Raw genomic sequence first — 16,070 nt, 5'->3', positions numbered from 1 at the left:
CGCGCGCTGAGACGGCCCGGCTCGGGAGGTCGCACCGCTGGTCACGGTGTCTGCTGGGGCCTCGTGCCGCGGGTGTCGAGGGTGCCGGGGGCACCCCCGGCACCGTCATCGCCCTCCTCGGCCGCGCGGCGCGCACGGGCGTCTCGGCGGAGCATGACCTGGTTGGTTGCCAGCAGCCCCAGTGCGAGCGCGAGTTGTGCGGCGTTCCAGGCCAGACGCCCCGTCGAATCTTCGGCGCTGATGCCCGTCACCAGCAGCCATACCCAGACCATCGCCAGCAGGGCGAAGAAGACCACCCCGAACGTCGACACCCGCCGGTGCCAGGGCGCGAGGGGGTACTTCGGGGTGCCGGGTGGCTCCTGCCGCCGATGTCGCATGAACAGCATCGCCGGAACGGTGATCGCGACCACGACCGCGACCAGGGCCAACAGGGTGACCGCGGGGCCGGCGCCGGTGGCGCCGAGCACCACCCCCACCACCATCGTGAGCAGCAGCGCCACCCCGAGGAGCAGGCCCGCCTTCCGCCTGCTCACGACGGCTCGCGGGTCTCGGCGCCCGCTGCTTCGGCTCGTGCTGCGGCGTCACGCCGCAGGACCCGGCGCTGCCCGAACCAGCCGAGCACCATCGCCACGGCCCAGAAGGTCCACCACAGCACGGCAGCCACGCCACCACCGGTGACGAGGTACCACACCGCGTAGAAGCCGGTCACCAGCGCCAGCGGCACCGAGGCCCACTGGACCCCTCGGGCGACGCGACGCATCGAGTCGCTCATGACGTACGTGCGGCGTTGCCGCATGGTGTTCTCTCCTCTCATCGCGTTCTCTCCTCTCGTTGGCGCACCCCGGGTACCGGGGGCGGGGGCGCCTTGGCACCGCGCACGGACCCAGCGCGTCGGATCAGCCCGCGCCGTGGGCGCTCCCCGACGCCCGGGCAGCAGAGTCCGCCTTTCTTCTGTCGACTACTCGCAGAGCCATGAGCACCGACCCGGCGCAGAGCACCAGGAACAGAATCGAGAAGGGACGGACACCGAACCGACAGAAAACGAAAGAGGTGATTGCCGCGGGCATCTCGAGAGCGAGAGGCGCGAGCATCCCATCCGTTTTCGACATGCGCCCCCTTCAGGGTGAGCGCATTGCCCCGGGGAGACGGGTCAAGAAATTCCACCGCCGACCTCGTTCCCCGGCATGCGGGTTGAAGCTTCGTCGGGCTCGCGCGACCAGACCCCGCTTTCGGACCCTGCTCACCCGTCTCCGTTCTCTTCTTTCCCGCCATAAACGATAACCATAACGACCATACCGATAACACCGAGCACCCCGATCCCGAGACCGACCCACGTCGGAATACCGAGCGACGCACCTTTGGCAACCAGTTCGCTCACACCGTCCTCTTTCTGCCGGTCTGCCGCTGTGGCGACGTAGCGGCGGCGAGGAAACCGGCCCCCATTCCCACCGGCGGAGTCGGCGTCGGACACCGCCGGGGAAGTCACCTGCCGCTCCCCTTGATCCGGCGGCTCCGAGGCCGGCGGGGTCGAGGCGGATGACAGGCCCCCCTCTGCCCTCGCCTGGTCCCGGGCACGCCGAACCGGCGCGCCCGGGAGCGCGGACGGGCACAGATCCCGCCACGGGATGTCATGGACGGCGCACACCGCCCCCACAGCCCGTGCACCCTTGCACAGTGATCACCACGTGACCACCGGCAATGCCCCGGAAATCGAGGCGCACGCCCCCCAGAACACGCCACCGCTGCACCAGCGACCGCAAGCCGGCGAGCCCGCCGCGCCCGGCGCCCGCTGCGCCCTGGCCCCCGTCCGACAGGCCGACGGGAGCCGTCCGCGCACGACCGTCCGCGCCGGGGAGGCCCCGACGGCGACCGCGACGGAATGGCCGGATCATCCCCGGTGCACTGCGGCTTCCGACAACGGACCGGCGCACCTCTGGGCCCGGCCCCCGCGACTGCGGGGCCGGGCCCAGAGGTGCGCCGTGCGCCGGAAGGCGTCAGGCGACGGGGGTCATCAGTCGGCTCTCCTCCTTCTTCCGCGCCCGGGAGCGCTGGACGAGGAGACCGGTGACGCCGAGCGCCAGGACGATGTACAGCGTCGCGGAGATCGGGCTGGAGACCAGGGCGAACGGGTCACCCTCGCTGACGGCCATGGTGCGGCGGAACTCGGTCTCGGCGAGCGGGCCGAGGATGACGCCGATCAGCACCGGCGCGACCGGCAGCCCGTACCGCCGCATCCCGAAGCCCAGCAGACCGATGGCGAGCACCAGGACCAGGTCGAAGACCTTGCTGCTGGTGGCGTAGATGCCGAGCATCGCGAAGACGGTGATGCCGGCGTAGAGGTAGTGCCGCGGCACCTTCAGCAGCTTCGCCCAGAGCGGGGCGAACGGCAGGTTGAGGATCAGCAGCACGACCATGCCGATGAAGAAGCTGGCGAGCAGCGCCCAGACCAGTTCGCTGGCGCGCTCGAAGAGCAGTGGCCCGGGCTGGAGTCCGTACTGGCGGAAGGCGGCCAGCAGGACCGCGGCGGTCGCGGAGGTCGGCAGTCCCAGGGCGAGCAGCGCGCCCATGGCGGTGCTGGCGGTGGCGTTGCCGGCGGCTTCCGGTCCGGCGACGCCCCGGCCGTCGCCGCGGCCGAACATGTTGCCGGGCTTGCGGGCGGCGAGTCGGCGCTCGGTGCCGTAGGCGAGGAAGGTCGGCACTTCGGAGCCGCCCACGGGGATGATGCCGAAGGGGACGCCGATGGTCGTGCCGCGCACCCACGCGGGGAGCGCCAGGCGGAACTCCTTGCGGGAGAGCCAGAGTCGGCCGGCGGAGGTGATGAGCTTGGCCTCCTCCTTGGTGCCGCGTCGGGCCGCGACGGCGATGACCTCGCCGAGGGCCAGCAGCCCGACGGTGATCACCACGATGTTGATGCCGTCGAAGAGTTCGGGCATCCCGCCGGTGAACCGTGAGGCGCCGGACATGCCGTCGATGCCGACCAGGGCGATGGCGAGTCCGATGACGAGCGAGGTCAGACCCCGCAGAATCGATTCGCCCACCACCGCCGAGATGGCGACGAACGCGAACACGGCGAGCGCCAGGTACTCCGCCGGCCCGAAGTGGGTGGCGAGTCTCGCCAACGACGGTGCGAAGAAGACCACGAGGATCGCGGCGACGGTGCCGCCGAAGAACGAGGCGATGGCGGAGGTGGCCAGCGCCTGCGCGGCCCGGCCGTCCTGGGCCATCTTGTGGCCCTCGATGGTGCTGGCGATGGCGGTGCTGTTGCCCGGCGTGTTCATGAGGATGCCGGAGATGGAGTCGCCGAACAGTCCGCCGAAGAGCACACCGGCGAACATGATGAACGCCCCGATGGGGTCCAGCGAGAAGGTCACCGGCAGCAGCAGTGCCACGGCCATGGCGGAGCCGAGCCCCGGCAGCACGCCGACGGCGGTGCCGAGCAGGGCGCCCACGAACACCCACAGCAGGTTCATGGGGGTGAGGACGGTCAGAAAGCCGTCCCCGAGGTTGCTCAACTGGTTCATCAGAAGACTCCCGCGAGGATGCCGGGGGGAAGGTTGAGGCCCAGCCCCGCGGAGAAGGCCAGCTGGATGCTGGAGGACATCGCGACCGCCACGAAGATGTCGAAGACCGGTCGACGGCTGCCGAGGGTGCGGGCGACGCCCCAGAAGAGCAGCGCGCCGGCGATGATCCAGCCCAGCGGCACCAGCAGCGCGATGAAGACGATCACCGTGCCGACCAGGCCGAGGACGGCCGGCCGGTTGGAGCGGATGCGGGTCGCCGCCTCGTCCGCGCCACCGGTCGCGGGGAGCTCACCGGTCGCGGGGAGCTCACCGGTCGCGGTGGTGTCGCGGTCCGGGGTGGCTGCGGGCGCCACCGGTCCGCGAATGCTCTCGGTGGTCTCGGCGGTCCGCTCGGTCGTGCGGTCGCCGGTGGCGGCACCGGTCCCGACCTGCTCCGGCTCCGGGTTGCGCAGCACGTCCACCGCGAGGAGCACCGCGAAGACGAGGCAGGCGACCGAGATGAAGGCGGGGAACATCTGCGGCCCGGGGGAGGCGACACCACTGGGCACGTCCATGGTGAACGTGCCGATCGCGAGCACGATGCCCGCGACCAGCAGCAGAGCCGGCATGACGAGGCCGGTCCGGCGCGCGAGGAACTCCGACTGCCCACGGCCGGGGGCGGGTTCGGTGGTCACAGCCCCAACTCCTCGATGATGGCGTCGACCCGTGCCTGGTCTTCGCTGATGAATGCGGCGAAGTCGTCGCCGGTCAGCAGGGCGTCGACCCACTTGTTGCGGTCGAGCGCGTCCTGCCACTCGGGGGTCTCGGCCATTTCCTCGACGATGTCGATGAGTTCACTGCGCTGCTCGTCGGTGATCCCGGGCGGGGCCACCAGGCCCCGCCAGTTGGGGAGTGCCACGTCGATGCCCTGGTCGATGAGGGTCGGGGTGTCGATGCCGTCGACGGGCTCCTCTGCGGAGATGGCGAGGGCGCGGAGGTTGCCGGCCTCGATCTGGTCGCGGAAGTCGTTGTAGCCGCTGACGCCGAGCTCCACCGTGTGCGAGAGCAGCGCGGTGAGCACCTCGCCGCCGCCGGCGAAGGCGATGTAGTTCATCTCCTCGGGGTCGACACCGGCCTCGCGGGCGGTGAGACCGGCGAGCAGGTGGTCGGTGCCGCCGAGGCCGCCGCCGCCGATGGCGTGGCTGCGGGGGTTCTCGCGCCAGGCCTCGACGAAGTCGTCCAGCGTCTCGTACGGGGAGTCGGCGGGGACGATCAGCACCTCGTAGTCCTCGGCGAGGCGGGCGATCGGGGTGGTGTCGTCGAGGTTGACGGGGCTGTTGTTGACGGTGATGGCACCTTCCATCACCGTGCCCGTCATCATCATCCGCGTCGGGTCGGCGCCCAGTTCCACGAACTGCCCGAGGCCGATGGTGCCGCCGGCGCCGGGGACGTTGACCACCTGCACGTTGTTGACGATCGAGCCGGCGCGAAGCGCCTGCTGGAGCTCCCGTGAGGCGAGGTCCCAGCCGCCGCCGGGCGCCGCCGGCGCCGTGACGGTGAGCTTGGACCTCGGTGTGGCGCCCGAGGTGGAGTTGCTGGCGTCCACCGCGGCGAACCCCGCGAGGACCAGCGTTGCCGCGACCCCGAGGACCGCGAGCGCGGGACGTTTCTTCCGCACGGTCACTCCTTGATTGGCCTGTTTACAGAGGGTTTGGACCACCCGGAGGTGTCCGCCTAGTAGATATAGATGACCGCCAGGTGGTATACAACCCTTCAGTTCGAACAGATTTCAGAGGAGGCCCTGGATCGTGTCCGCACCTACCGCAGATGGCGGCGACAACGCCGGCGGAATCCGGGCCGTGAGCCGGGCGTGGCGCGTGCTGCGCACCTTCACCCCGGACCGCATGTCCCTCTCCCTCGCCGATCTCGTCCGGGAGACCGGCCTGCCGCGGACCACCGTCCTGCGACTGGTCGACACCCTGGCCGGTGAGGGGCTGCTGGAGGTGGGCGCGGACGCACAGGTCCGGGTCGGCACCAGCCTCATCGCGTTCGCCGCCTTCGCGGAGTCGGCCTGGGCGGTCCCGGCGGCGTCGCTGGCGCGGATGCGCGCGCTGGCCGCCGAGACCGGCGAGACCGTCAGCCTCTACGTGCGGGAGGGCACCCGCCGGGTCGTCGTCGGCCAGGCACCGAGCCCGAACACCCTCCGGCACGCGGTGCAGCCCGGCGACGAACTGCCCATGACCGTCGGCTCCGCCGCGTACGTGCTGCTCGGCATGGAGCCGGAGTCCGAGCTGGACGGCCTGATCAACCGCATCGTCGCCGAGTCGGGCACCGACGGCGGGGGCGGCACGACCGACGCCGCCGGGATCCGGGAGGGGGTCGCCCTCGCGGTGTCCCAGGGGTGGAGCCTGACCCACGGGCAGCGGGAAGCCGGTAACAGCGGCCTCGCCGTCCCCGTCCGGTTCCCCGACGCCCGGCCTCCCGCGCGCCCCGTCGTCCTGGCGCTGGGCGGGCCGACCGTCCGGTTCACCGACGACAGGATCCCCGGCTTCGTGCACGCCGTCCGACGGTGCGCCGAGGACGTGGCCCGCACCGGGCTGCCCCCCGCCCTCTACTGACGGGCGCGGGCCGCCCCCGCCCGGGGCGTGCTCCGGCCCGCGCCCGCCCGTGGCCGCAGCGCGGTCACGGCCCCCGACCCCAGGGAGAACCGTGCACGACCTTCCCGCCGCCGGCGCGCTGCCGGCCGCCACCCTCTCCGACGCCATGGACCGCTTCGGCGCCGTCGAGGGCATCCGCCCGCTGTGGCGCGGCGCCGCCCTCTCCGGCCCGGCGTTCACCGTCTGGACCCGCCCCGGCGACAACAAGGGGCTCCACGCCGCGTTCGAGACGATCCGGCGCGGCGAGATCCTCGTCGTCAACGGCGGCGGCGACACCACGCGCGCCGTCATCGGCGAGCTGATCGTGCAGAAGGCCAAGGCGCTCCAGGTCGGCGGCATCGTCCTCGACGCCGCCGCGCGGGACGTCGCGGAACTGGCGGAGCTGGGCGTCCCGGTCTTCGCCCGCGCCGTCACCCCGGCAGGACCGTGGAAGAACGGCCCGTACCGCGTCGGCGAGCCGATCGCCGTCGGCGGCGTCCCCGTCCACCCCGGCGACTGGGTCGTCGGGGACGACGACGGCGTCACGGTGGTCCCCCGGGCCCGGATCACGGAGACCGTCGCGGCGGCGGAACGACTGATCGCCGGCGAAGCCGAACGGCGCGCCGCCAACCAGGCGTTGGTGCCCCGTGACTGAGCGCACCGCTGCCGGCGCCGACGCCGGCAGCGCGCGCCCCGACTCCGGCACCGGGCGTCCGCTGGTCTGGATTCCCCGGCCCGTCCACGAGGACGCGGTCGCCCGGCTGCGGGAGCACGCCGACGTCAGCCTCGGCCACGGCCCCGGCGCGGAGACCTTCGACGAGGTCTGCGACCGGGTCACCGCGATCCTGCTGCGGACCGCCCGCGTCGACGGCGACATGATGCTCCGCGCGCCCAACCTGCGGGTCGTGGCGCGCCACGGCGTCGGCCTGGACACCGTCGACACCGACCGGGCCCACGAGTTGGACATCGCCGTCACCACGACACCGGCCGCCAACACCCGTTCGGTGGCCGAGCACACCGTCGCGCTGCTGCTGGCGGTGCGCCGGGGCATCGGCATCGCCGTCCGCAACGAGGGCGACGATGTCCGCGGTTCCATCCGCGGTCGGGAACTGACCGGCTCCACGCTGGGGTTGGTGGGCTACGGGCGGATCGCGCGCGACGTCGCCGCCATCGCCGCCGGCGGCTTCGGCATGCGGGTCCTCGCCCACGACCCGGGGCTCACCGACGCCGAGATCAGCGCCGCCGGGGCCGAGCCCGTGGACCTGCCGACGCTGCTCACCGAGTCCGACACCCTCAGCCTCCACGTGCCGCTGGTACCGGCGACGCGCGGACTCATCGGGCTGCCGCAACTGCGGGCGCTCCCCCGGGGCGCGGTGGTGCTCAACACCGCCCGCGGCGGCGTCCTCGACGAGGCCGCGCTGCTGACGGCGATCCGCGAGGGCCACCTCGCGGGCGCCGGGCTGGACGTCACCGCCGTCGAACCGCTGCCGGCCGACCACCCGCTGCGGGCGGAGCCGACGGTCGTCATCACCCCGCACGTCGGGGCCCAGACCGAGGAGGCCATGCGCCGCGTCGCCCTGGAGGCGGCCGACCACGTCATCGCCCACCTGGGCTGACGCGCCGGACGGAGGCGGGGGCGCCGGTGGCGTTCGTGACCACCGCTCCCCCGCACCGTCCTGCTCTCACTCGCGGCACGAGCCCCGGGTGCGGGCCGGGCCGGCGCACCGGTCGCCCCGGACCCGGGCCCGCCGTCCGGTGTCAGCAGCGGGCGGCCTCGTGGTCGCCCCACCGCTTGAACGCCGCCTGGGTGTTGGGGCCTGCGATGCCGTCGGCACCGTCCCGGTAGCCCCAGTAGCGGAGCTGGCGCTGCAACGCCCTGATGGTGTTGGGCCCCACGATCCCGTCGATCGCGTCGTTGTACCCGAACCGCTGCAGGTGCCGCTGCATCGCGCGCCAGCTCTGCGGGCCGAGAAGGCCGTCGAGCGCGCCCGTGTAGTTGTAGCTGTCCCGCAGGAAGCACTGGATGCCTCTGGCCTGGGCGGTGCTGAGTCCGAGGTTGTTCACCGAGCGGGCGGTCGCGTCCTCGGAGACCGGGGCCGCCTGTCGCTCGGTCGGGGTCGCCGCGGCGGTCCCCGCGGACATGAGCCCGCCCGCGAGAACGGCCGCGAGGGCCGCGAAGGTCACGAGCGTGCCGGTGCGCTGCGTCATATGCTGTTCCGTCCCCTTCTTCCGCGCCGCCGCCGGGCGGCCGCACGGTCGCGTCACTGACACCACCCAGCCAACCCGAACGAGCACGTCGCGTCACGTCGGGTATACAGCGGGTATACAGCGCGTATACAGGAGGATGCACCGGCTCGAGGTTGCTCCCGGTCGTTCTCGCGGCGCGGGTGATACGGCCGGTTCAGGCGGGTGCTGGGACCGCCTCCGGGCCCGCGTCGCTCATCCCCCGTCGGGCACCACCTCCCGTGCTCCGCCCTGTTGGTACACCGGGTTGAGGTGGCGGCAGGCCTCGACGGCCTCGGGCGGGAGGAGCGCACCGAGTCCCAGCCCGCCCCGGGACTCGTCGACCACCACCCCCTCGGCCCCACGGTCCTCCAGGCAGTCGGCGTACTCCCGCAGTGACTCCAACCAGCCGTCCGGCAGGTCGGGTTGTGGCTCAGCGGCCGGCGGCGGCGAGCCGGCGGGCGGCGGACGGTCCGGCGTCGCCTGCGACGGCTCGTCGGCGGTACCGGCGCAGCCGGCAAGGAGGAGGGCGAAGAACAGGGCGGGGGCTGCCATCGGAAGGCGTCCGCTCATCGGGCGGCCGCCTGTTCGGTGAGCCGGCCACGTCGCAGGGTGAGCACCCGGTCCGCGGCGGCGGCCAGTCGCGGGGAGTGGGTGACGGCCACGACGCAGGTGCCCTGGTCGTGGGCGAGTCGGCGGAGGGCCTCGGTGATGCCCTCCGCCGTGGCCTCGTCGAGGTTCCCGGTCGGTTCGTCCGCGAAGAGGAGGTCCACGTCGCAGGCGAGGGCACGGGCGATGGCGACGCGCTGCTGCTGGCCACCGGAGAGCTGGAGCACGTTGCGGGTGGCGGTCTCCCGGTCGAGGCCGAGCGTCTCCAGCAGGTGCAGGGCGCGGGCGCGGCGGTTTCCCGTCTCGGGGCGGCTCCCGGTGATCTCCATCGCGCAGGTGACGTTCTGCGCCGCGGTCAGGTAGGTGAGCAGGTTGTACTGCTGGAAGATGGTCGCGGCGTGCTTGCTGCGGTAGCGGCCGAGGCCCAGCTCGCCGATGTCGCGGCCCCGGAACCTGACCGCGCCCGCTGTGGGGCGCTCCAGGCCGCTGGCCAGGCCGAGCAGGGTGGTCTTGCCGCTTCCGGAGGGTCCCACGACGGCCGTGAAGGTGCCGCGCTCGAAGGTGTGGTCGATGCCCCGGAGGACGGTGGTGCGGCGGCGTCCGCCGGTGTAGGTGTGGCTGATGCCCGACAGCTGGAGCAGTGGCGCAGAGGCGCTGGTCATGGTGGTCAGGTGCCCTTCGTGAGGATGGTGCGGGGGCTGAGGCGCAGGACGGTGGCGACGGGAACGGCGGTGGCCAGCAGGCCTGTGCCGAGACCCACGGCGCCGAGGACGGCGAGGTCCGAGGGGGCGAGGGCGACGGTCATCTCGCTGATGGGGTCGGCGTTCTCGACGGGGCGGGAGTCCGGGTCCGAGCCCTGGTCGATCCCGGTGCTGCCGGGCGGGGGCGGTTCCCAGGCGTCGAGCTTCCGCTCGGCGGCGGCGGCCTCCCGGTCGAGGAGGGCCGCGCCGGCCCGCTCGGTCAGGGCGGGGACGAGCAGCGCGCTCAGCCCGAACGCCAGAGCGGCGACGGCGAGGGTCTCGACGACCTGCTGGCCGATGATCCTGGGCCGCCGCTCGCCCAGGGCGAGCAGGACGCCGAACTCGGTGCGGCGCTGCCGGACGGCGAGGTGGACGAGGAGCGCGAGGACCGCCGCGCCCGCGATGCCGCCGAGCCAGGCGGCGGCGGTGGTGACGGAGCGGACGCTCGCGAGCGGGCCGGTCATCTGCTGGACGGCCCGGTCGTTGGTCTCCAGGACGAACCCGTCGAGCGCCGGTCCGGCGGTTCGTTCCGCCTCCTCCTGGAACTCGGCCAGAAGCGCGGCGTCCTCCAGGAGGAACGTCGCCTGGCCGACCTGGAGCGGCCCTTCGTTCTCGGAACCGAGCGCGGCGATGCCGCCCGCCGTGCTGTAGACCATGTTGGCGGGGCTGACGCCGTATTCGGGTTCGGCGTCGGTCGCGGGCCGCGGGTCCTGGTAGACGCCGGTGACCGTGAACTCGGCTGTCGTCGTCTCGTCGTTCCCGGTGAGGGTGATGGTGTCGCCGACGGCGAGCCCGTTGCGTTCCGCCAGGCGCTGCTCGATCAGCAGATGGTTGCGGCCCGCGTCGTCGGCGGTGAGGTGCTCGCCGGCAACGAGGTCCAGTCGGCCGCTGCGGAAATCGGGAAGCAGGGAGGAGTCGAGCACGCCGACGCCCGCGGTGCCGCCGGGTCCCATGAAGTCGACTTCGGCACCCTCGACCAGCGTGTGGCCGTCGGGGAGGATCACGCGGTCCCATGTCGTGTAGGAGTACGCCCGGACCTGGGGCAGCGCGCCGAGCTGATCGACGGTCGCGGCGGCGACACGGGGCGCCAGGAAACCGCCGCCGCCCGTCCCCAGGGAGCCCAGGTCCATGGCGAGGGTGACCTCGGCGCCCACGGACCGTCTGGCGTCCTGTTCCGCTCGGGCGGTCGCGTCGTTGATCAGGACGCCGGCCAGCGCCATCGCGGTGATGGCGACGAAGGCGGCCAAGGTGAGGAGGGTGCGGACCTTGCGTGACCACAGGCTGAGCGTCGCGCGTTTGACGAAGTTCATGAGTCGGCTCTCTGGCACGCGGAGCGGTGCCGGCAGGGGTCAGTCGGTGTCGGTGAGCAGGGAGCGGGGGTGCAGTCGGAGAAGCCCGAGCCCCGGGACGACGGTGGAGACCAGGGAGATACCGAGTCCGACCCCGGCGGCCCTGGCGACGGTGGCCGCCCCGACGCCCCCCGGCCCCGGATCGGCTCCCGACTCGGGACCGGCCCCGGGGCCCGGGCCGACGGCATCGGGTGGAGGGCCGGGAAGTGCGTCGCCGGCGACCCCGATCGCGACGGAACCGGCCGACGTCGCGAGCAGCACAGCCGGCAGCGCCACGGCCGCCACCTCGACGAGGTGTTGGGCGAGGAGCTTCCACCGCTTCTCGCCCATGGCGAGCAGCACGCCCGCCTCATGGCGGCGTTCACGCATCTGGGCCATGACGACCAGGCCCAGCACCAGCGCCCCGGCAACCACGACACCGTTGACGACCAGCCCCGCGATGGAGCCGACCCGTTGGACGGGGCGGACCTGGTCACGGAACGCCTTGTCGTTGACGCGCGTCTCGAAGGTCCCGGCGCCGAGCAGTCTCTCCGTCTCCTCGTGCAGCAGCGCCGCGTCCTCGGGCGATCCGATCCGGAAGACCGCCCGGTCCGTCCCCTTCTCGTCGGCCCCGAGGCTCACGGCCGTCGACACGGGCACGTACAGGGTGTTGCCGGGCAGTTCGTGCGGCGGCGCCCAGCCGGCGGGTTCGGGGGCCGGATCGCGGAAGATCCCGACCACCTCCAGCGGAACGGGGCTGCCGTCCGCCCCGCGCAGTCGGAGGGTGTCGCCCACTCCGAGGCCGTTCTCAGCGGCGAGGCGCTGTTCGACCATCGCGACGCGGCGGTCCGTGTCCTTGGTATTGAGGGCCCGGCCCGCGGTGATCCTCGCCGAACCGTGGGAGAACGGCAGCAGCAGGTCGGTCTCGGGGACACCGGTGACGACGAGCGGTCCGTCCTCGCGGGTGTCCTCGCGGGCGTCGTCGGCGGGGGCGTCCTCTCCGTCCGGCGCCGGTGGCTCCGGCGTCGGTGCGTCCACCGTCCGCGGGGTGACGTCGACGGGGTCGGCCCGGACCGGCAGTTCCAGGGTGTGGCGGGTCACCACGGCGGAGGCGGCGATCGCACCCGCCGTCTCCGGGGTGAGTCCGTCCGCGAGCAGGGTGACGTCGACACCGATGGTGCGCCCGGTGTGGGCCTCCTGGGCCGCGGCGGTCGCACGGAGGTGGAAACCGCCGAGGAGCAGGGTGCCGATGACGACGAAGATCCCCAGCAACCCCGCGGTCCTCGACTTCCGGGCCGCGCAGCTCAGCCCGGCGCGCTTGACGAAGTTCATGCGAGGACCGAACCAGGGCGCCGCGTGCATCGGGATAAGGACGTTACGTCCGGTTAAACGACCGGCGGCGCGGCGACGTCCGGGCCAGGACTCTGTGGCGCCGTTCGGTAGCCGCGAGGCTGCCGGCGGGCCGGGACAGGGTCCGGCCGGGCCGTTTTCCTTATCCGCCCGCAATCGTGCAGTTGGTTGGATGGGTCCATGAGAGTTCTGGTCGCGGAGGACCACCGCGTGCTCGCCCGCACCCTCGCCACCGGACTGCGGCGCCAGGCGATGGCCGTCGACGTGGCGCACACCGGTGAGGAGGCCGAACGCCTGGCACTGCTGACCGCCTACGACGTGCTGGTCCTCGACCGGGACCTGCCGGTGATGAGTGGCGACGAGGTGTGCCGGCGGCTGCGCGGGCTCCCGGATCCGCCGCGCATCCTGATGCTGACCGCGGCCGGTGATCTGGCGGACCGGGTGTACGGCCTGACCGCACTGGGCTCGGACGACTATCTCGCCAAGCCGTTCGAGTTCCCCGAACTCGTGGCGCGCGTCAGAGCGTTGAGCCGCCGCGCGTCGAGACCGCCGGAGCCGGTGCTGCGGTTCGCCGGTGTCCGGCTCGACGCCGCGCGGCGGGAGGTGTCCGTGGACGGCCGCCCGGTCGCACTGCCTCCGAAGGAGTTCGCGGTGCTGCACGTCCTGGTGTCGGCCGGCGGCGCCCCGGTGTCGCACGATCGGCTGGTCAGCACCGTGTGGGACGAGCATCTGGACCGGCGCACCAGCGCGGTCCGTGCCACCGTCAGTCGGCTGCGCGGGAGGCTGGGGGACCCCGGGCTGATCGCTGCCGACCGGGGCGAGGGGTACCGCCTGTGCGAGTGAGCCCGAGGGCGGCGCTGCGCCGGGTACCGTTCCGGGCGAGGTTGGCAGCGGCCGGCGCCGGGGTCTTCCTCCTCGCCGGGGTCGCGCTCCTCGCGTTCGTGGTACTGCTCGCGCGACACGGGACGAACCAGCAGGTCGAGGGGTTGTCGATCACCTACGTCGATCTCCCCGACGCGGCCGAGGGCACCGACGGGACGTTCGGTCCCGCCGGGCCGAGCGGCCGCACCGGGGTGACGGACGATGCCGGCCCGGTCGGCGGTGACTCCGCCCTGGTGGAGAAGATCGACCGGACGGTGGGCGCCGTGCAGGAAGCGGCGTTGCGTCAGATGGTGATCTGGTCGGCCGTCGGCCTGCTCCTCATGTCGCTGCTGGCGGGCGCCGCCGGCTGGTGGCTCGCGGGGCTGGCACTCCGGCCGGTGGCCTCGATGACGGTCGCCGCGCGTCGGATCAGCGAGCAGAACCTCCACCGCCGCCTGGCGCTCACCGGCCCGGACGACGAGATCCACCGGCTCGCGGACACGTTCGACTCCATGCTCGGTCGGCTGGAGGGGGCCTTCGAGAGCCAGCGACGATTCGTCGCCAACGCCTCGCACGAGCTCCGCACGCCCCTCGCCGCGCAGCGCGCCACGCTCCAGGTCGGCCTCGCGGACCCCCTCCCGCCGGCGCTCGTGGAGGTGCGCGAGGATCTGCTCGCCACCAACCGTGAGGCCGAGCAGCTGATCGACGCGCTGCTGCTGCTCGCCCGCAGCGACCGTGGACCGGACGGGACCGAGGAGGTGGAACTCGCGGAGACCGCGCGACTCGTGGTCGCCGAACTCGCCCCGCTGGCACGGGAGAACGCCGTCAGCCTCCACCTCACCGCCGAGGACCCGCCGACCGTGCCGGGAGATCCCGTGCTGCTGCGGCACCTGCTGACGAACCTGGTGCGGAACGCGGTGCAGTACAACCGCCCCGGCGGCCGGGTCGACGTCCGGCTGGCCGAGCGCAGCGTGACGGTGTCCAACACCGGCCCCCGCGTCCCGGCCGAGCGGATCCCCGACCTGTTCGAGCCGTTCCGCCGACTGGAGCGGGACCGCACCGCCACCGAAGGGCACGGGTTGGGGCTGTCGATCGCGGCCTCCATCGCGCAGGCCCACGGGGCAACGCTGACGGCGCGCCCCGGCGCGGAGGGCGGGCTCACCCTGGTGGTGCGCCTGCCCTGAGCGCGGCACTCGGAACGCCCGTCGGGCGCCCGGGACGTACGGTCCCGCCGCTGACTTCAGGTCACTGGGCGCGGAGCAGTGCCGTGGCCTCGTCGAAGAGCTGGACGGGGTCGGCGGCGCCGCCGGATTCCGCCCAGGCGTCGACCGCGGCGTCGAGGCAGGCGAGGGCGGCGGCGACGAAGGCGCGGGCGCGGGGGTCGGGCGTCTCGGTCGCGGGGAGCCCGAGGCGGCGCTGGATGTCGGGGGCGAGCAGTTCCTGCCACCGCAGGTGCTTCTCCAGGTGACGGGCGCGGAGCGTGGGTGCGTCGTGGTAGAGCCGGGCCAGGACGAGTTGCTCCTTGACCGTTCCGTGGGTCGACCGCAGCAGGAGGAACGCCTCGCGGATCGCGGCCCAGGCGGACTCCTCCGCCGGGCGGGCCTCCAGCGCGGCCCGCACCGACTCGCCGATGGCGGCGGTGTCACCCATGACGAGGTCCTCCTTGCTTCCGAAGTAGTGGAAGAAGGAGCGGCGCGAGATGCCGGCCGCGGCGGCGATCTGGTCGACCGTGGTGGCGTCGAAGCCGTGCTCGGTGAAGAGGCGCATCGCCGCCTCGGCGATCTCCGCCCGGACCGCGCGACGGGTCCGCTCACGGAGGCTGGGTGTCTCGGCCATGGGTTCAGTGTAGGCACCTGCACCCCAGGCGAAACATTGCACCGAGTGCAAGTTTCCACCTAGAGTGCACGGCATGGCTGCTGTTGATTTCACCGACCAGTGCACTGTCGTCACGGGAGCGAGTTCCGGCATCGGAGCCGCCTTCGCCCGCGAACTCGCCCGCCGGGGCTCCGATGTCGTGCTCGTCGCACGCCGTCTGGAGCGGTTGGAGGCGCTCGCCGAAGAACTCCGCGAGGCCCATGGCGTCCGTGCCACCCCGATCGCCCTCGACCTGTCGCTGCCCGGGGCCGGGCGGGCGCTGGCAGCGGATCTCACCGGCCGGGGCATACCGGTGACCGGGCTCGTGAACAACGCCGGCTTCGGCACGGACAACCTGTTCCACACCGAGGACGCGGCAGCGCTGTCGGACGAGATCACCGTGGACGTCGCCAACCTCGTCGACCTCACGCGGGCGTTCATCGGCCCCCTGCGGGCCTCGGGCAACGGCATCCTGGTCAACGTCGCCAGCATGGCGGCGTACTCGCCCACCCCGGGCATGGCGGTCTACGGCGCCTGCAAGGCGTTCGTGCTCAGCTTCACGGAGTCGCTCTGGTACGAGTCGCGCGGGACGGGCCTGCGCGTGCTCTCCCTGGCGCCCGGGCTGACCCGCACCGAGTTCTTCGACGACCTCACCGGCGGTACTTACAAGGGGAACTACCAGACACCCGAGCAGGTGGTGCGCACCGCGCTGCGCGCCCTGGACCGGGGGCGGCGCCCGAGCGTGCAGTCGGGGCGCCGCAACGCGATGGTCGGACGACTGCCGCGCCTCGTCACGCGGCGCCGCGCGGTGATCCTCAGCGGGGCGATGTCGGCGCGGTCCGGCGCGGGCGGCACCGGCGCGGCCCACGCCCCGAGCCCCGCCTGACGCGGGTCCGGCTCGTCCACACCCTGGAGCAGACGGGGCTGCTGTGGGCACGCGGCGACGGCCGCATCGTGCCCGGTACCGGT

At 73.0% G+C, this 16,070-nt stretch carries 18 protein-coding genes; 6 read left to right on the top strand and 12 right to left on the bottom strand.

All coding sequences use genetic code 11. The features are described from left to right. Positions 1-41: 41 nt before the first annotated feature. From HCN52_RS13030 to HCN52_RS13005, 6 genes are all read right to left on the bottom strand, one after another. Positions 42-533, bottom strand: a complete 492-nt coding sequence (locus HCN52_RS13030) for a hypothetical protein (RefSeq protein ID WP_168088598.1) — start codon at positions 531-533, stop codon at positions 42-44. Beyond that, a complete protein-coding gene (locus tag HCN52_RS13025; protein WP_168088597.1) occupies positions 530-814 on the bottom strand; it encodes a hypothetical protein in 285 nt (94 codons plus the stop codon). Before HCN52_RS13025 ends, HCN52_RS13030 begins: the two co-directional genes overlap by 4 nt. A 426-nt stretch (positions 815-1,240) precedes the next feature. Then, entirely contained in the window at positions 1,241-1,378 is a 138-nt protein-coding gene (locus HCN52_RS13020) for a hypothetical protein (RefSeq protein ID WP_168088596.1), read from the bottom strand. A 616-nt stretch (positions 1,379-1,994) separates the two neighbouring features. After that, positions 1,995-3,521, bottom strand: coding sequence for a tripartite tricarboxylate transporter permease (locus HCN52_RS13015; protein WP_167932010.1), 1,527 nt, complete (start codon positions 3,519-3,521; stop codon positions 1,995-1,997). Further along, positions 3,521-4,195 carry a tripartite tricarboxylate transporter TctB family protein gene (locus HCN52_RS13010; RefSeq protein WP_312876677.1) on the bottom strand — a complete coding sequence of 225 codons (675 nt, stop codon included), beginning with the start codon at positions 4,193-4,195 and terminating at the stop codon, positions 3,521-3,523. The genes HCN52_RS13015 and HCN52_RS13010 overlap by 1 nt, the downstream gene beginning before the upstream one ends. Next, the gene (locus HCN52_RS13005; protein ID WP_168088595.1) at positions 4,192-5,178 is read right to left on the bottom strand and encodes a Bug family tripartite tricarboxylate transporter substrate binding protein; all 987 of its coding nucleotides are present in this window, start codon (positions 5,176-5,178) and stop codon (positions 4,192-4,194) included. The genes HCN52_RS13010 and HCN52_RS13005 overlap by 4 nt, the downstream gene beginning before the upstream one ends. Positions 5,179-5,308: 130 nt before the next feature. Between HCN52_RS13005 and HCN52_RS26190 the strand changes: the two genes are divergently transcribed. From HCN52_RS26190 to HCN52_RS12990, 3 genes are all read left to right on the top strand, one after another. Beyond that, positions 5,309-6,118: an IclR family transcriptional regulator gene (locus tag HCN52_RS26190; protein WP_312876676.1), complete on the top strand. Its 810-nt coding sequence runs from the start codon at positions 5,309-5,311 to the stop codon at positions 6,116-6,118. Between the two features lie 91 nt (positions 6,119-6,209). Beyond that, complete coding sequence (locus HCN52_RS12995; RefSeq protein ID WP_312876675.1) at positions 6,210-6,791, top strand: RraA family protein; 582 nt, start codon at positions 6,210-6,212, stop codon at positions 6,789-6,791. Further along, positions 6,784-7,752 (top strand): hydroxyacid dehydrogenase, encoded by a 969-nt coding sequence (locus tag HCN52_RS12990; RefSeq protein WP_312876674.1) that lies wholly within the window; start codon positions 6,784-6,786, stop codon positions 7,750-7,752. Before HCN52_RS12995 ends, HCN52_RS12990 begins: the two co-directional genes overlap by 8 nt. Positions 7,753-7,894: 142 nt before the next feature. Here HCN52_RS12990 and HCN52_RS12985 read toward each other — a convergent pair whose 3' ends face one another. The 5 genes from HCN52_RS12985 to HCN52_RS12965 all read right to left on the bottom strand — a co-directional run bounded on the left by HCN52_RS12985 (position 7,895) and on the right by HCN52_RS12965 (position 12,368). Then, a complete protein-coding gene (locus HCN52_RS12985) occupies positions 7,895-8,344 on the bottom strand; it encodes a peptidoglycan-binding domain-containing protein (RefSeq protein WP_168088594.1) in 450 nt (149 codons plus the stop codon). Positions 8,345-8,575: 231 nt separating this feature from the next. Further along, positions 8,576-8,932, bottom strand: coding sequence for a hypothetical protein (locus tag HCN52_RS12980; protein WP_168088593.1), 357 nt, complete (start codon positions 8,930-8,932; stop codon positions 8,576-8,578). Continuing rightward, on the bottom strand, positions 8,929-9,630 hold the full coding sequence (locus HCN52_RS12975) for an ABC transporter ATP-binding protein (RefSeq protein ID WP_168088592.1): 702 nt from the start codon (positions 9,628-9,630) through the stop codon (positions 8,929-8,931). The genes HCN52_RS12980 and HCN52_RS12975 overlap by 4 nt, the downstream gene beginning before the upstream one ends. A gap of 5 nt (positions 9,631-9,635) precedes the next feature. Then, positions 9,636-11,018 (bottom strand): ABC transporter permease, encoded by a 1,383-nt coding sequence (locus HCN52_RS12970; RefSeq protein WP_168088591.1) that lies wholly within the window; start codon positions 11,016-11,018, stop codon positions 9,636-9,638. Positions 11,019-11,057: 39 nt separating this feature from the next. Then, a complete protein-coding gene (locus HCN52_RS12965) occupies positions 11,058-12,368 on the bottom strand; it encodes an ABC transporter permease (RefSeq protein ID WP_168088590.1) in 1,311 nt (436 codons plus the stop codon). Positions 12,369-12,566: 198 nt separating this feature from the next. On the opposite strand from HCN52_RS12965, the gene HCN52_RS12960 reads away from it, so the two are divergent. Together HCN52_RS12960 and HCN52_RS12955 are read left to right on the top strand one after the other, a co-directional pair. Beyond that, positions 12,567-13,229, top strand: a complete 663-nt coding sequence (locus tag HCN52_RS12960) for a response regulator transcription factor (protein ID WP_168088589.1) — start codon at positions 12,567-12,569, stop codon at positions 13,227-13,229. Beyond that, complete coding sequence (locus tag HCN52_RS12955) at positions 13,220-14,431, top strand: sensor histidine kinase (RefSeq protein WP_168088588.1); 1,212 nt, start codon at positions 13,220-13,222, stop codon at positions 14,429-14,431. Before HCN52_RS12960 ends, HCN52_RS12955 begins: the two co-directional genes overlap by 10 nt. Positions 14,432-14,492: 61 nt before the next feature. Here HCN52_RS12955 and HCN52_RS12950 read toward each other — a convergent pair whose 3' ends face one another. Continuing rightward, entirely contained in the window at positions 14,493-15,083 is a 591-nt protein-coding gene (locus HCN52_RS12950; RefSeq protein ID WP_168088587.1) for a TetR/AcrR family transcriptional regulator, read from the bottom strand. Between the two features lie 73 nt (positions 15,084-15,156). On the opposite strand from HCN52_RS12950, the gene HCN52_RS12945 reads away from it, so the two are divergent. Continuing rightward, positions 15,157-15,987, top strand: a complete 831-nt coding sequence (locus HCN52_RS12945) for an SDR family NAD(P)-dependent oxidoreductase (protein ID WP_168088586.1) — start codon at positions 15,157-15,159, stop codon at positions 15,985-15,987. Positions 15,988-16,070 lie beyond the last annotated feature (83 nt).

The sequence above is a fragment of the Streptomyces bohaiensis genome, from assembly GCF_012033785.1.
Lineage (GTDB): Bacteria > Actinomycetota > Actinomycetes > Streptomycetales > Streptomycetaceae > Streptomyces > Streptomyces bohaiensis.
This window is presented reverse-complemented; position numbering and strand designations above follow the sequence as displayed.

Coding starts and splice junctions, on each gene's coding strand:
- HCN52_RS13025 (WP_168088597.1), bottom strand. CDS start 814: ATGAGAGGAGAGAACACCATGCGGCAACGCCGCACGTACGTCATGAGC.
- HCN52_RS13015 (WP_167932010.1), bottom strand. CDS start 3,521: ATGAACCAGTTGAGCAACCTCGGGGACGGCTTTCTGACCGTCCTCACC.
- HCN52_RS12985 (WP_168088594.1), bottom strand. CDS start 8,344: ATGACGCAGCGCACCGGCACGCTCGTGACCTTCGCGGCCCTCGCGGCC.
- HCN52_RS12980 (WP_168088593.1), bottom strand. CDS start 8,932: ATGAGCGGACGCCTTCCGATGGCAGCCCCCGCCCTGTTCTTCGCCCTC.
- HCN52_RS12975 (WP_168088592.1), bottom strand. CDS start 9,630: ATGACCAGCGCCTCTGCGCCACTGCTCCAGCTGTCGGGCATCAGCCAC.
- HCN52_RS12970 (WP_168088591.1), bottom strand. CDS start 11,018: ATGAACTTCGTCAAACGCGCGACGCTCAGCCTGTGGTCACGCAAGGTC.
- HCN52_RS12965 (WP_168088590.1), bottom strand. CDS start 12,368: ATGAACTTCGTCAAGCGCGCCGGGCTGAGCTGCGCGGCCCGGAAGTCG.
- HCN52_RS12960 (WP_168088589.1), top strand. CDS start 12,567: ATGAGAGTTCTGGTCGCGGAGGACCACCGCGTGCTCGCCCGCACCCTC.
- HCN52_RS12950 (WP_168088587.1), bottom strand. CDS start 15,083: ATGGCCGAGACACCCAGCCTCCGTGAGCGGACCCGTCGCGCGGTCCGG.
- HCN52_RS12945 (WP_168088586.1), top strand. CDS start 15,157: ATGGCTGCTGTTGATTTCACCGACCAGTGCACTGTCGTCACGGGAGCG.